The following is a 13,867-nucleotide window of genomic DNA, read 5'->3' as shown; positions in this document are numbered from 1 at the left end:
GATATGATACAAGTAACCAATATTCATAAGACATTTGGCGACAATGCCGTGCTAAAAGGGATTGATTTAACCATCAAAAAAGGTCAAGTGGTGGTTATCCTTGGGCCGTCAGGCTCAGGCAAGACGACTTTTTTGCGCTGTCTGAATGGGCTAGAGTTGCCTGACGCGGGGCAAATCCGCTTTGATGATGGCTCATTGACCGTCGATTTTGGCAAAAAATTACCCAAAGCCGACCTGCAAGCCTTGCACAAAAAATCCGGTATGGTGTTTCAGTCTTATAATCTATTCCCCCATAAAACCGCCCTACAAAATCTGATGCTTGGGCCTATCGTCGCCCAAAACCGCCCAAAAAGCGAAGTTGAGCAAGAAGCCTTGGCGCTACTTGCCAAAGTGGGACTGGCGGACAAAGCCAATCTATACCCTTATCAGCTCTCAGGCGGTCAGCAGCAGCGTGTCGGTATCGCAAGGGCACTTGCCATCAAGCCTGAACTGCTATTGTTCGATGAGCCAACATCAGCGCTCGACCCTGAACTGGTGCAAGATGTGCTTGCCACAATGAAACAGCTTGCCCATGATGGCTGGACGATGGTTGTGGTGACGCATGAGATTAATTTTGCCCGTGAAGTGGCGGATGTCGTGGTACTGATGGAAGGCGGACACATCATCGAAGCAGGTAGCCCCAAGCAATTATTCGAAGATTCAACCCATCCCCGCACCCAAAGCTTTTTACAACAAATTCGGCGTTAATCAGCCTATCTGCATTTATAAGCACACTGACAGCAGTGTGCTTTTTATTTGGCAAAATTTACCCAAATGATGAAAAAATTACAATGCGCCCTTAATATGACATGATATAATTAATCGGATTGATATTAGCAGACCGCTTAACGATTTGGGGTGGGATGTTTATGATTAATCTTTTTTGATTTGACATTTTTGATACTAAGGAACAGCTTATGTGCGGTATCGTTGGTGCTATTCGCACCCATCATAATGTGGTTGATTTTTTGACAGACGGGCTAAAACGCCTAGAATATCGCGGCTATGACTCATCAGGCATTGCCGTGCAGACCGAGACAGGGATTCGCCGTGTGCGTCGTGTTGGTCGTGTGGCTTTGATGGAAGAAGCCGCCAAAAACAAAGAAATCTATGGACATACCGGCATCGGTCATACGCGCTGGGCGACACATGGTGGTGTCACCGAGCCAAATGCACACCCACACATTTCAGCAGGGCTAATCTCGGTGGTGCATAATGGTATCATTGAGAATTTTGAAGCCGAACGCAGTCGCCTAGAAGCACTGGGCTATGTGTTTGAATCACAAACTGACACCGAAGTCATCGCCCACAGCGTGCACCACGAATACATCAATAATGGTCATGACCTATACCAAGCAGTACAGTCAGCCACTGCTCGCTTTCATGGTGCTTATGCCATCGCCGTCATCGCCAATGACAAGCCAAATCAAATGGTCGTCGCTCGTATGGGCTGCCCGCTACTGGTGGCGTTCGGTGATGATGAAATCTTTATCGCTTCTGATGTGTCGGCGGTGATTGCCTTTACTCGCCGAGTGACTTATTTAGAAGATGGCGACATTGCCCTACTTCACGCTGATGGTATCACCAAACTACTCGATAAAGACGGCAACGAGTCTGAACGCATCATCAAAATGTCTGAGCTATCACTTGCCTCGCTTGAGCTTGGCCCATACAGCCACTTTATGCAAAAAGAGATTTATGAACAGCCTCGTGCGGTGTCCGATACGGCTGAGATTTTCTTGGAAGGCGGCTTTATTGCTGAGAACTTTGGCGAAGACGCCCCAGACATCTTTGGCAAAATCAACAGCATCAAAATCCTTGCCTGCGGTACTTCGTATTATGCCGCTTTGACCGGCAAATACTGGCTTGAGAGCATCGCCAAAATCCGCTGTGATGTTGAGATTGCCAGCGAATACCGCTATCGTGATGTCATCGGTGATGAAAACGAACTCATCGTCACCATCAGCCAATCAGGCGAGACGCTCGACACGATGGAAGCGCTCAAATACGCCATGACCCAAGGGCATAAATACAGCCTATCGATTTGTAATGTCATGGAATCGGCACTACCACGCAGCTCAACGCTGGCTATCTATACCCGTGCTGGTGCTGAGATTGGTGTGGCAAGTACCAAAGCCTTTACCACACAGCTTGTAGTGCTATTTGGCTTGGCAGTGACATTGGGCAAAATCCGTGGCCATGTCAGCGATGAGACTGCTGAGCAATATGCCGAAGAGCTGCGCCTGCTACCGGGTAGCATTCAGCACGCCTTGAACCTAGAGCCACAGCTTGGTGCATGGGCACAAAAATTCTCCGCCAAACCATCGGCACTATTCTTAGGTCGTGGCATTCATTATCCAATCGCCCTAGAAGGCGCATTGAAATTAAAAGAGCTGACCTATATCCATGCCGAAGCTTATCCAGCCGGTGAGCTCAAGCATGGCCCGTTGGCACTCGTGGATGAGAATATGCCCGTCGTGGTCATCTCGCCAAACGATGGATTGCTTGATAAAGTCAAAGCCAATATGCAAGAAGTCAGCGCCCGTGGTGGTGAGCTATTTGTTCTATCCGACCTAGACAGTGATTTCACCGCTGGTGATGGCATCCATGTCATCCGCACTCCACGCCATGTCGGTGTGCTCTCGCCAATCGTTCATACCATCGGCGTACAGCTACTGTCTTATCATGTCGCCCTAGTGCGTGGCACAGATGTCGATAAACCACGTAACCTTGCCAAATCGGTGACGGTGGAATAGTCAGCTGATTAATAAAATCCAGTGAAGGATGATTCACTGGATTTTTTTGTTTTCATAATCGCTACATAGGGTTATCAGCATCTAAGGCTGCCACTTGATAAAATTGGATAACAGTTTGAGCCCTGCATTGTGGCTTTTTTCGGGGTGGAACTGGGTGATGAACAGATTGTCCCGAATGATGCTTGAGCAAAATTTCTCGCCGTACTCGGTGGTGGCGATGATCAAATCATCATTAGGTGCAGGATCGCAGTAGTAGCTGTGGGTAAAATAAAAATGCTCATGATTACAGCCATCCCACAGCACATGATCGGTATCAGCATCGACACGATTCCAGCCGACATGGGGGATTTTAATTGCATGACCATTTTCGACCCAAGTCTCATCAAACAAGCGCACCGCCCCTTTGATGATGCCAAGACATGGCACGTCGCCTTCTTCAGAATAATCAAACATCGCCTGCATACCGACACAAATCGCCATCACAGGCTTGGTTGCTAGCGCATCTTTGACCGCCACATCAATGCCATGCGCCACCATATTTGCCATCGCATCACGCATCGCACCGACACCGGGCAATAGGATTTTGTCCGCTGATTTGATGACTTTTGGGTCGCTTGTGATGACGACATCGCCACCAGCGACACTTAGGGCGTTTGCCACAGAATATAGGTTGCCCACGCCATAGTCGAGTAGCGCAATCGTTGGAGTAGTCATCATCGCTCCCTTATAGCATCTCTTTGGTTGATGGTAATTGGTTCAAGGCACGCTCATCGTACTCGACCGCCATGCGTAGCGCACGAGCGAGCGCCTTAAAGACACTCTCAATTTGGTGATGGCTGTTTTTGCCTTTTAGATTATCAATGTGTAGCGTGATAAAGGCGTGATTGACCAGCCCATAAAAGAACTCTGAGAACAAGTCCACATCCATCGTGCCGATGTGCGAGCGGGTAAATGGCACATCCATATGTAGCCCCGGGCGACCTGAAATATCCACCACGACACGGCTTAGGCTCTCATCAAGTGGTGCATAAAAATGCCCATAACGGCGAATGCCTTTTTTGTCGCCCAGTGCCGCTTTGAGCGCCTGACCGATGGCGATGCCGACATCTTCGACGCTGTGATGGTCATCGATGTGCGTATCACCCACGCATTTGACATCTAGGTCAATCAAGCCGTGGCGTTTGATCTGATCAAGCATATGATCCAAAAACGGCACGCCCGTATCGAGCACGCCTTGACCTGTGCCATCTAGATTGATGCTGACGCTGATTTGAGTTTCGGCGGTGTTGCGTGTGATGGTGGCGGTGCGAGCACTCATAAGTTACCCTTTGCTGACTTTTTTAAATAAGCCAATATTTTGGCATAAATTACCCACCTTGCCAACTGCTATCTTGATGAATTGATGATTTTATAAAATCAATGATGAAAATTGAGAAAAACTTTGGATAAATCGGTTGGTAATTTGTCATTTTGCCCCCATTTTCGTTATAATAGACGATTCATTTTTGAGACATTTTAAGAAATACAACGAGAAGATTATGGCACTATTACCGATTTTGGCTTATCCTGACCCACGCCTGCGTACCATCGCACAGCCTGTGGCGGTCGTGGATGAGACCATCAAAACCTTGATTGATGATATGTTTGAGACCATGTACGATGCTCGTGGTATTGGTCTTGCGGCGACACAGGTGGATCGCCATGTGCAGGTGATTGTGATGGATCTGGCAAGAGATGGCGAAGAGCCACAGCCACAGGTCTTTATCAATCCTACCATCACCCCACTGACCGATGAGACCAAGCCCTATCAAGAAGGCTGTCTGTCGGTGCCTGAAGTCTATGACGAAGTTGAGCGTCCTGCCCGTGTCAAGATCGATGCGCTTGACCGTGATGGCAAGCCATTTAGCATTGATGCTGATGAGCTATTGGCGGTGTGCATTCAGCATGAGATGGATCATTTAAATGGTAAGCTGTTTGTTGATTATCTATCGACACTCAAGCAATCTCGTGCCCGTGATAAGGTCAAAAAAGTGCTCAAAGCCCGAGAAAAACGCTAATTTTTCTAGTCTTGTAATACACAAAAACCCATCGCTTGATGGGTTTTTGCTTAGGCTGATGAATCAGTGGATTTGTACATAGTCTGAATCAATTTTTACCGTGCCGTTTTTCTTTTTATCCAGCTCGCCGGTGATGGTGATGTTTTTACCGACGATGCTTGCGCCACGCAGATCTTCATCGTCAATCTCTACTTGGATTTTGCCAGTGGCGTCTTGTAGCTCGTACTTTTCACGGCTAAGCTTGCGGGTGATTTGACCTTTGATGCTGACTTTGGTGTCATCATATAGGTTTTTGGCGGTGGCTGCGGTGGTCACTTGTGGCTGATAGTTGCGGTTGTAGTCATCGCCAGCTTGGGCGGCGCCCGATGCCAATACGGTGGTTGCTAGTAGCGCAGTTGATAGTTTTGCAAATAGTTTCATGGATAAGCTCCTAAAGTTTAATGAATGATTGTGTATCTTTCGATGTGTGTATTAAACCATAGTAAGCTTAAACTAAGCTTAAGGCGGGCAATTTGGATGTTAAATTTTTAAAATAATTGCTAAGCAGTTGATTTATCAATTATTTTTTTATTAAATACACTTGATGATCGCTCACAAGCCAAAGCAATTTTGCCAAATAGCTTATCCAAGCTGAATAAATCTTGGCAAAAGCTTAAGAAAATCACCTATTTTTTGCCCAAATGATTTATCTTTTTTTCAAACACACCCACAAAAAAAGACCTGCCACGCTGAGCAGGTCTTGTGATGCCGAATGAATTAGCCTTTGTGGGCGAATTTTGGATCGGCAGCTGCGGTAAATAGCACATCAGTTGATGAGTTCAGTGCTGTTTCGGCAGAGTCTTGCACCACACCGATGATAAAGCCGATGGCAACGACTTGCATGGCGATGTCATTTGGGATGTTAAATAGGCTACACGCCAATGGAATCAATAGCAATGAGCCACCTGCCACGCCTGATGCGCCACACGCCGCCAATGAGCCAAGCACCGCAAGTAGTAGCGCCGAACCAAAGCTGACTTCGATACCAAGCGTATGCGCCGCAGCCAAAGTCAGGACATTGATGGTGATGGCAGCACCTGCCATATTGATGGTCGCACCCAGCGGAATCGACATTGAGTAAGTATCTTCGCTCAAGCCAAGCTTACGAGCCAGGTTCATATTCACAGGAATATTCGCCGCTGATGAACGGGTAAAGAATGCTGTCACGCCAGATTCACGCAGGCAAGTGAACACAAGCGGATATGGGTTTTTGCGAGTGACTGCAAAGACAATGATTGGGTTAACCACTAGGGCAATGAACAGCATCGCACCGACCAACACCAACAATAGGCGGGCGTAGCCAATCAGTGCATCCACACCAGTTTCGGCAACCGTGCTTGCCACCAAGCCTAGAATACCAAATGGCGCTAGCGCAATAATCCACTTAACCACGCTCGTCACTGCCGTGCCAAGATCAGCAACCACTTGGCGGGTCGTCTCTGCCACATGACGCAGTGCCAAGCCAATCAGCACCGCCCAAGTCAAGATACCCATATAGTTGGCTTCTGCCAAAGATTTGACAGGGTTTGCCACAAGGTTCATCAAAAGATTAGTCAAAACTTCACGCAGGCTTTGTGGCGCTGCTTGCTCAGCTGCTTGCATATTGGCAAGTACAAGCTCGGTTGGGAACAAGAAGCTTGCGCCCACTGCCACCAATGCCGCCGAAAATGTACCAATCAGATACAGCATCAAAATCGGCTTGATGCGCACATCACTACCAACCTTATGACCAGATACCGCCGCCAACACCAGTACAAACACCAGCACAGGGGCAACCGCTTTTAGCGCACCCACAAAAATTGAGCCCAAAATCCCAAAGCTTAGACCCACACTCGGCGCAAAGACGCCAATCAGCGTGCCAATCACCAGCGCCACGACAATCATCGGCACCAAGCCCATGCGCAAATAAGCATCCACAATCGAACGCATACCAAACTCCTAAACAATCATTTGTTGGGCATCCACCCAGAAAATAAATAAGTGTACTATACCATTTTTTGGCAATAAAAACAGGATTTGTTGCACAATTATGACAAAACGATGCTGATTATGCGAATTTTTAGGTGGTTTTGCAAATTTATAAAGACTTTTATGATCAAGTAGTACACGGTTCAATCGGCACACCAAGCAGATCTAACGCCGTGAATATAAGCGGTATTTTGGGGTGTGTCCGAGAAGTGATGCCAATTAGTGCCTATCCCCCCAAAAACTGCCGTCTATAGGCTTGTGGCGATACTTGATAAATCTTTTTAAATTGTTCACGAAAAGCCGTCGCCGTGCCAAATCCGACATGTTCAGCGATTTGCTCAACAGATAGCGTATGACTTTCTAACAAATCTCGCCCTTGTTGCACCCGTGCATGAATCAGCCAATCATGAAACGACTGTCCCGTCGCACGGCGAAAATGCCGAGTAAAGGAACTACGGCTCATATTTAGGCGTTTTGCCAGCTCATCAATCGGGTAGGAATGCATGAGATTTTGGCGGATATGTGTCAATAATTCACCCATTGCTTGATGATGCTCGTAAACAGGCTCTTCAATATATTGAGCCTGTCCGCCCAATCGGTGTGGTGATACGACCAAAAGCCTAGCCACATGATTGGCAACTTTACGCCCAAACAATGACCGCACAATCGCAAGCGAACAATCCAGCCCAGCAACTGTACCTGCCGATGTTGTGATTTGCCCATCTTCAGCATATAAGGCATTTTCATCTAAATGCACGTTGGGAAATAAGGTTTTAAATACATCATTTTGATACCAATGCGTTGTTGCTTTTTTACCATCTAGCAATCCTGCATAAGCGAGCACATAAGTACCATAACACAGCCCAACAATTTTCTTGCCTTTGGCATAAAACCGCTGTAAGGCTTGTACCAATTCATCATCAGGCGGTGTGTGAATATCATGCCAACCGCACATAATTACCATATCACAATCATCAAGCAATGCCAAATCACCATCGGCTTGTATCAAAAATTTATTTTGATTCGCTAAACTACTGGGCGTGGCAATGATATGAATTTGACACAAAGCTTGATTATTTTCTTGACAATGGCTAAACACCATAAATGGTGCTGAAAAATGAAAAGGGCTAATCTCTGGATACAGAATCAAACCAATACGATAAGGTTTTTGCATAATTGACCCAAAACTTTCGTTATTTGATAAATAGGTCAATGGTAGCACAAATTTTAGGCTGATAAAATAGACATCATCAACACCATTGAATAATTTTGGAGAAAGCTATGTTTATCAAAAATGTTAAGTTTAAAAAATTCACTTTAGGTCTTATGTTAGCAAGCCTTGTTGGCTTAACTGCTTGTCAAGCGACATCACATCAGGTTATGACCAAAACAGTAAGCACTCAAACCAGTAGTGAATATCAACATATTCGTAATGCAACTGCTAAAATTGAATATGCAGGCAAAACCTTTTTGATTGACCCATATTTGGCAGAAAAAGGGTGTTATGCAGGATTTGAAGGCACGGTCAATAGCGAAAAACGCAATCCTTTGATTGATATGAAACAAAGCATTGATGAAGTGATTAAAGGTGTCGATGCAATTATTGTTACCCATACTCACGCCGACCATTGGGACGAAGTCGCCCAAGCCCGCTTACCAAAAGAGTTGCCGATTTTTGTCCAAAATGCAGGTGATGCTCGCATTATTCGTGAACAAGGCTTTAAAGATGTCAGAGTTTTGGGCAAAAATACGCAATTTGGCGATGTCTTATTGTCCAAAACTGGCGGACAGCATGGTACAGATGCCATGTATGCCATTCCACAAGTTGCAGAAATTGTAGGTGATGCGATGGGCGTTGTTTTTCAATCTCGTGGCGAAAAAACGCTGTATGTGGTAGGTGATACCATTTGGAATGATGAGGTCAATAGTGCCTTAAAATACTATCGTCCTGATGTGCTGGTGTTAAATACAGGCTATGCCCAGCTGCAAGGGTTTGATGGTAGTTTGATTATGGGAGTGGACGATGTGGCTCATGCTTATCAAGCTGTCCCCCATGCCAAAATCATCACGGTACATATGGACGCTGTGAACCACGCAACGGTCAGTCGTGAACAAATGCGTGAGTTTATCAAAACGCATAAATTTAGCGATAGAGTATTTGTCCCTGCAGAAAATGAGGTGATTAAGTTTTAAAACTATGGCTTAACCACATCACACACTGTCGCCACAATCGGCGGCATTGTTATTGGCGAGCATCGCTCATCTACCACTGTGCTGATTTTGGCGGTGGTATGGCACGGTGAAATTTACCAAAAATCACTTATTTTCCACAGCAAAACCTTGTATAATTGACAATCGGTCTTATTTAAGTCAAGAATTAATTTTGGACACTATTTGGACAAAGTCGCTATGAATACTGGGAATACTGGTCTGACCCTAACTGACAATGCCGCTGCCAAGCTTGCCAAGCTCAAAGCCGCCGAAGGCAATGACGCCTTGATGCTTCGTGTCTATGTGACAGGCGGTGGCTGTTCTGGCTTTAGCTATGGCTTTGATTTTGCTGAAGAATTGGGCGATGATGACGCCACCTTTGATAATGGTACTGAAGTTTTGGTGGTGGATTCATTGAGCTATCAATACTTGGTAGGCTCGATTATCGACTACACCGAAGGGCTCGAAGGCTCTCGCTTTATTGTCAATAATCCAAATGCCACCACCACCTGTGGCTGTGGCTCATCGTTCTCTATCTAAGGGCTTGTGTGCCGTTTTTGCCTATTGATATGCAAAAGCAGCACACAGCTACACCCCAAATTATTTTGCCAAGCGGTTTGCTTCTCTTTATAATAACAAGACAATCCAACAAGCAAACACCATAACATAAGAATTGCACCATGACTCAATCAACCTTTACTCTACCGACTTGGTTTGCACCGCATTTGGTTGCAGGGATGCAGCGTGGTATCGAAAAAGAAGGTTTGCGGATGCAGCCTGATGGCTATTCTGCCAAGACTTTTCACCCAGCCAAACTCGGCTCAAAGCTGACCCACCCTTATATCACCACCGATTATTCTGAAAATCTGCTTGAGCTCATCACCGACCCCAAGCCAACTATCAAACAAGCTTTGGATATGCTCAGAGATTTGCATGTACTCGTGCATCGCTCGCTTGAGAATGATGAGCTGATGTGGCCAATGTCGATGCCGTGTATGTCATCGGATACCGACAGTGATATTCCACTGGCGGACTATGGCACATCCAATATCGGTAAGCTTAAGACTCTATACCGCTCGGGGCTTGGCGTGCGTTATGGTCGCAAGATGCAGACGATTGCAGGACTGCATTATAATCTGTCTGTGGGCGATGATTTGTTTAGCGCATGGCACGCCGCCGATAATGATGGCAAGGATTTGGCAAGCTTTAAAAATGCCAAATATCTGGCACTGATTCGCAATTTTAAACGCCTAACGCCACTGGTGCTATACCTACTTGGTGCTAGCCCTGCGGTGTGTGGGACATTTTTGAGTGGGCGTACGCATAGCCTTGTCAGACTTGGCGAGACTTGCAGCTATTATCAGCCTGACGGTACGAGCCTACGCATGGGCAAGCTTGGCTACACCAACAGCGTCCAAGAAGATTTGGACATTCGCTATAATGACCTAGATGAATATATTCAAGGTCTGCGAAAAGCCATCGGCACGCCGTATGCCGACTTTGAAGCCATCGGCGTCGATGATGCGCAGGGCAATCCGATTCAGATTAATAGCCATATTCTACAAATCGAAAACGAATACTACAGCCCAATTCGCCCAAAACAAGCCACCAAATCTGGCGAGACACCAACGGCAGCACTGGCAGCACGGGGCATTGCTTATGTGGAATTTCGAGCCATTGACCTAGACCCGTATGTCGATATCGGCATCAGCGTGCCGACGGCGTGTTTCTTGGAAGTCTTGGCACTGTACTGCCTGCTCAATGAATCGCCTGCGCTACTGCCTGATGAAGAAAAACGCCTGAACAAAAACATCGAAACCGTCGTCAATCACGGTCGCCAAAGCGGTATCACCATCAGCACCGAGACTGGCGAGATTTGCCTGCATGATTGGATTGTCCATCATCTATCGCAGATGCAGCGTATCGCTGATGCCTTTGATGCGCATCATGGGGGCAATGACTACCGCAGTGCACTGGCGATGATGCAAGGCAAAGCCACCAATCCTGATTTTACGCTCTCCGCACAAATCGAAGCTGACTCACGCCGAGCCGGTGGCACATGGGCATTGGGTAAACTGCTTGCCCAAAAACATCAAGGCGAACTACTGCGTCATGCACTAAGTGCCGCCGACGAAGCCAAATTTGACGCCATCGCTGCCGAATCCATCGCCGAGCAAGCACGCCTAGAAGCGTCGGATACCATCGATTTTTATGACTATGTGCAAGCCTACCGCTAACTGGAGCACCCAATGAACCTAAGTTATCGCACCCTAAATGCCCTGCTTGTCGTCATGGCGGTCGTGGTCAGCGTCTTTGTCATCGCTTATCTACAAAATTATTTATTCCTTGACCCGTGTCCACTGTGCATCTTTCAACGGATTGGTCTGTGGATTTTGGGCGTGTTTGCGTTTTTGGCAGCCATATTTAATCCAAAAGGCAAAACCGTCCGCCTGCTATTTTGGCTAGGCGGCATGGCAGGCACGCTGTGGGGGCTTGGCGTTGCTGCTCGTCATACTTGGATTCATTATTTCCCATCGATGGAGATGGTCGAATGTGGCGCAGGGCTCAACTATATGATTGATACCATGCCAATGAGCGATGTCTTTTCAAAAGTCTTATTTGCCAAAGGTGACTGCACCATCATCGACTGGACGGTGCTTGGGCTATCCATCCCTGCACAGGCACTGATTATGTTTATCTTTGCCTTGGTCGTGCAAGGTGTGATTTTGAAAAAAATCTTAAAAAATCAACCGTAATTTTATCCATTTATTATTTTCAAGTTTTACAGTTTTAAAGGTCAATTATGCACATTCATATCCTTGGTATCTGTGGCACATTTATGGGGTCGCTTGCACTACTGGCTCGTGATCTGGGTCATACTGTCACAGGCTCAGATACCAACATCTACCCACCGATGAGCACACAGCTACAAGACGCTGGTGTGGAGATTTGGGAAGGATACAAAGCCGAACATCTAGACCCTGCACCGGATTTGGTGGTGGTGGGCAACGCCTGTAAGCGTGGCATGGAAGCGGTGGAGTATATGCTCGATCAGCACCTGCCTTATACCTCAGGCCCACAGTTTCTTTATGAACAAGTGCTAAAAAATCGCCATGTGCTTGCTGTCGCAGGTACGCATGGCAAGACCACGACCACGACCATGCTGTCATGGATTTTGCAGTATGCAGGGATTGATACGGGCTTTTTGATTGGTGGCGTACCACTCGTTGCCACCGAAGATGAACGCTTACAGCGTGCTTTTGCTCATTCTAGTCACTTGGGTGAGCAGTATTTTGTCATCGAAGCGGATGAGTATGATTCGGCGTTTTTTGATAAGCGTTCTAAGTTCGTGCATTATCGCCCGACGACTGCGATTTTGAACAACTTAGAATACGATCACGCGGATATTTTTGCCAATCTGGACGCCATTCAGACGCAGTTTCACCATATGATTCGCATGATTCCAAGCTCAGGGCAAATCATCATGCCATCAAATACCGACAGTCTAGAAGAGACCCTGGCCAAAGGCGTATGGACACCAGTTCTACGCACCGCCATCGACGGTGATGGTGATTGGCAGGCGACACTACAGTCAGCTGACGGCTCAGCATTTGGCGTACGCTTTGGCGATGAGATGGGTGAAGTACACTGGAGCATGAGTGGTCTGCACAATGTCAATAATGGCCTAGTCGCCATCGCCGCTGCACACCATATCGGCGTCAGCGTCGAGACAGCTTGTGCTGCACTATCAAGCTTCGGCGGCATCAAGCGCCGTATGGAGCTGATCGGTGATGTCAATGATATCTTGGTCTTTGATGACTTTGCCCACCACCCGACCGCCATCACCACGACACTTGATGGCGCTAAAAAACGCCTAGCCGACCGCCGCATTTGGGCGATTATCGAACCACGCTCAAACACCATGAAGCTTGGCAGCCATCGTGACAGCCTAGCGCCATCGGCATCGCTCGCTGATCAGGTGATTTGGTATGAACCAAAGGGCTTGACTTGGGGGCTTATCGATGCCATCGGCGATGCACCAAATCAGCTCGTGCTAGATAGTATCGATGCCATCATCGACCATATCAAGGCAAATGCCACCGCAGGTGATGCCATCATCATCATGTCAAATGGGGGTTTTGAAGGCATTCATGGTAAGATTGTGGCGGCACTCGCTTAATTTTATCCGTCTTATTTAGGCGCATCGACAAACAAACCCCGCCAACTTTCATCGGCAGGGTTTGTTTTTTTGCAATGATTTGGTTTGGCAAATCAAAAAATTAGGTCAGAACCAAATCAAGACTTGCTTAGTCAGGCTTTTTCAAACTTGTGACCTTCAAAAGCCTCAATCAATGCTCGCTCAGCATCCGTCCACGGCGTCTTTGACATGGTGCTGTCAGTGCGAACAATCACCGCCTCGCCCATCGCCACGACCGCCTGTTGGTCATGACTGAACACCGTGTATTCTTGCACAAGGCTCGTATTGCCAAGATGCTTGATACGCACGCCAATCAGCAAAGTATCTGGATAATTGACCGGACGGCGATACTGCATACTTGAGCCGGCCAAAATCGTCAGCAAATCCTCACGCTCATGCATGAGCCCAAGCGCACGCATATAGCTGATACGCGCCGACTCCGCATAACGATAATAGGCGACATTGTTTAGATGTTTAAAACTATCCATATCGCCCCATTGGACGGGTTGGACATGGACAACGGGAAATTCTGCCAAGCTGCTTGGGCGAGCATCGCCCACCAAAATCGGCTCAATAATATTATCAATCTTAAGCATAGC

At 47.1% G+C, this 13,867-nt stretch carries 14 protein-coding genes; 8 read left to right on the top strand and 6 right to left on the bottom strand.

The genetic code is table 11. The annotated features are described in order from the left end of the window. Window positions 1-3: 3 nt before the first annotated feature. Both Q0N89_RS00225 and glmS read left to right on the top strand, forming a co-directional pair. Window positions 4-747, top strand: coding sequence for an amino acid ABC transporter ATP-binding protein (locus tag Q0N89_RS00225; protein ID WP_078253684.1), 744 nt, complete (start codon window positions 4-6; stop codon window positions 745-747). 209 nt (window positions 748-956) lie between these two features. Next, window positions 957-2,795 (top strand): glutamine--fructose-6-phosphate transaminase (isomerizing), encoded by a 1,839-nt coding sequence (gene glmS, locus Q0N89_RS00220; protein ID WP_294032815.1) that lies wholly within the window; start codon window positions 957-959, stop codon window positions 2,793-2,795. Between the two features lie 81 nt (window positions 2,796-2,876). On the opposite strand, the gene hisH is transcribed toward glmS, so the two are convergent. Next, on the bottom strand, window positions 2,877-3,509 hold the full coding sequence (gene hisH / locus Q0N89_RS00215) for an imidazole glycerol phosphate synthase subunit HisH (protein ID WP_294032814.1): 633 nt from the start codon (window positions 3,507-3,509) through the stop codon (window positions 2,877-2,879). A 10-nt stretch (window positions 3,510-3,519) separates the two neighbouring features. Beyond that, complete coding sequence (gene hisB / locus Q0N89_RS00210; protein WP_294032813.1) at window positions 3,520-4,113, bottom strand: imidazoleglycerol-phosphate dehydratase HisB; 594 nt, start codon at window positions 4,111-4,113, stop codon at window positions 3,520-3,522. 220 nt (window positions 4,114-4,333) lie between these two features. Between hisB and def the strand changes: the two genes are divergently transcribed. Next, window positions 4,334-4,852, top strand: coding sequence for a peptide deformylase (def, locus tag Q0N89_RS00205; RefSeq protein ID WP_078254587.1), 519 nt, complete (start codon window positions 4,334-4,336; stop codon window positions 4,850-4,852). A 63-nt stretch (window positions 4,853-4,915) separates the two neighbouring features. Here def and Q0N89_RS00200 read toward each other — a convergent pair whose 3' ends face one another. The 3 genes from Q0N89_RS00200 to Q0N89_RS00190 all read right to left on the bottom strand — a co-directional run bounded on the left by Q0N89_RS00200 (window position 4,916) and on the right by Q0N89_RS00190 (window position 8,033). After that, window positions 4,916-5,272: a NirD/YgiW/YdeI family stress tolerance protein gene (locus Q0N89_RS00200; protein ID WP_294032812.1), complete on the bottom strand. Its 357-nt coding sequence runs from the start codon at window positions 5,270-5,272 to the stop codon at window positions 4,916-4,918. A gap of 336 nt (window positions 5,273-5,608) precedes the next feature. After that, window positions 5,609-6,820, bottom strand: a complete 1,212-nt coding sequence (gene sstT / locus Q0N89_RS00195; RefSeq protein WP_294032811.1) for a serine/threonine transporter SstT — start codon at window positions 6,818-6,820, stop codon at window positions 5,609-5,611. A 265-nt stretch (window positions 6,821-7,085) separates the two neighbouring features. Continuing rightward, window positions 7,086-8,033: a GlxA family transcriptional regulator gene (locus Q0N89_RS00190; protein WP_294032810.1), complete on the bottom strand. Its 948-nt coding sequence runs from the start codon at window positions 8,031-8,033 to the stop codon at window positions 7,086-7,088. 206 nt (window positions 8,034-8,239) lie between these two features. Here Q0N89_RS00190 and Q0N89_RS00185 point away from each other — a divergent pair, with 206 nt between their 5' ends. The 5 genes from Q0N89_RS00185 to mpl all read left to right on the top strand — a co-directional run bounded on the left by Q0N89_RS00185 (window position 8,240) and on the right by mpl (window position 13,250). Beyond that, the gene (locus tag Q0N89_RS00185; RefSeq protein ID WP_294032809.1) at window positions 8,240-9,052 is read left to right on the top strand and encodes an MBL fold metallo-hydrolase; all 813 of its coding nucleotides are present in this window, start codon (window positions 8,240-8,242) and stop codon (window positions 9,050-9,052) included. 216 nt (window positions 9,053-9,268) lie between these two features. Continuing rightward, window positions 9,269-9,610 (top strand): iron-sulfur cluster insertion protein ErpA, encoded by a 342-nt coding sequence (erpA, locus tag Q0N89_RS00180; RefSeq protein ID WP_294032808.1) that lies wholly within the window; start codon window positions 9,269-9,271, stop codon window positions 9,608-9,610. A 140-nt stretch (window positions 9,611-9,750) separates the two neighbouring features. Then, the gene (gshA, locus tag Q0N89_RS00175; RefSeq protein ID WP_294032807.1) at window positions 9,751-11,307 is read left to right on the top strand and encodes a glutamate--cysteine ligase; all 1,557 of its coding nucleotides are present in this window, start codon (window positions 9,751-9,753) and stop codon (window positions 11,305-11,307) included. Window positions 11,308-11,319: 12 nt separating this feature from the next. Then, entirely contained in the window at window positions 11,320-11,826 is a 507-nt protein-coding gene (locus Q0N89_RS00170) for a disulfide bond formation protein B (RefSeq protein ID WP_294032806.1), read from the top strand. Between the two features lie 47 nt (window positions 11,827-11,873). Beyond that, a complete protein-coding gene (mpl, locus tag Q0N89_RS00165) occupies window positions 11,874-13,250 on the top strand; it encodes a UDP-N-acetylmuramate:L-alanyl-gamma-D-glutamyl-meso-diaminopimelate ligase (RefSeq protein ID WP_294032805.1) in 1,377 nt (458 codons plus the stop codon). Window positions 13,251-13,381: 131 nt separating this feature from the next. Here mpl and Q0N89_RS00160 read toward each other — a convergent pair whose 3' ends face one another. Then, on the bottom strand, window positions 13,382-13,864 hold the full coding sequence (locus tag Q0N89_RS00160) for a thioesterase family protein (RefSeq protein ID WP_294032804.1): 483 nt from the start codon (window positions 13,862-13,864) through the stop codon (window positions 13,382-13,384). Between the last annotated feature and the right edge of the window lie 3 nt (window positions 13,865-13,867).

The organism is uncultured Moraxella sp. (assembly GCF_945873075.1).
Lineage (GTDB): Bacteria > Pseudomonadota > Gammaproteobacteria > Pseudomonadales > Moraxellaceae > Moraxella.
The sequence above is the reverse complement of the archived record's forward strand: the minus strand, read 5'-3'. Positions and strand labels throughout refer to the sequence as shown.

Excerpts from the sequence above, each read along its gene's own strand:
- hisH (WP_294032814.1), bottom strand. The coding sequence starts at position 3,509 with ATGACTACTCCAACGATTGCGCTACTCGACTATGGCGTGGGCAACCTA.
- erpA (WP_294032808.1), top strand. The coding sequence starts at position 9,269 with ATGAATACTGGGAATACTGGTCTGACCCTAACTGACAATGCCGCTGCC.
- hisB (WP_294032813.1), bottom strand. The coding sequence starts at position 4,113 with ATGAGTGCTCGCACCGCCACCATCACACGCAACACCGCCGAAACTCAA.
- Q0N89_RS00185 (WP_294032809.1), top strand. The coding sequence starts at position 8,240 with ATGACCAAAACAGTAAGCACTCAAACCAGTAGTGAATATCAACATATT.
- Q0N89_RS00225 (WP_078253684.1), top strand. The coding sequence starts at position 4 with ATGATACAAGTAACCAATATTCATAAGACATTTGGCGACAATGCCGTG.
- glmS (WP_294032815.1), top strand. The coding sequence starts at position 957 with ATGTGCGGTATCGTTGGTGCTATTCGCACCCATCATAATGTGGTTGAT.
- def (WP_078254587.1), top strand. The coding sequence starts at position 4,334 with ATGGCACTATTACCGATTTTGGCTTATCCTGACCCACGCCTGCGTACC.
- Q0N89_RS00170 (WP_294032806.1), top strand. The coding sequence starts at position 11,320 with ATGAACCTAAGTTATCGCACCCTAAATGCCCTGCTTGTCGTCATGGCG.
- gshA (WP_294032807.1), top strand. The coding sequence starts at position 9,751 with ATGACTCAATCAACCTTTACTCTACCGACTTGGTTTGCACCGCATTTG.
- sstT (WP_294032811.1), bottom strand. The coding sequence starts at position 6,820 with ATGCGTTCGATTGTGGATGCTTATTTGCGCATGGGCTTGGTGCCGATG.
- Q0N89_RS00190 (WP_294032810.1), bottom strand. The coding sequence starts at position 8,033 with ATGCAAAAACCTTATCGTATTGGTTTGATTCTGTATCCAGAGATTAGC.
- mpl (WP_294032805.1), top strand. The coding sequence starts at position 11,874 with ATGCACATTCATATCCTTGGTATCTGTGGCACATTTATGGGGTCGCTT.
- Q0N89_RS00160 (WP_294032804.1), bottom strand. The coding sequence starts at position 13,864 with ATGCTTAAGATTGATAATATTATTGAGCCGATTTTGGTGGGCGATGCT.
- Q0N89_RS00200 (WP_294032812.1), bottom strand. The coding sequence starts at position 5,272 with ATGAAACTATTTGCAAAACTATCAACTGCGCTACTAGCAACCACCGTA.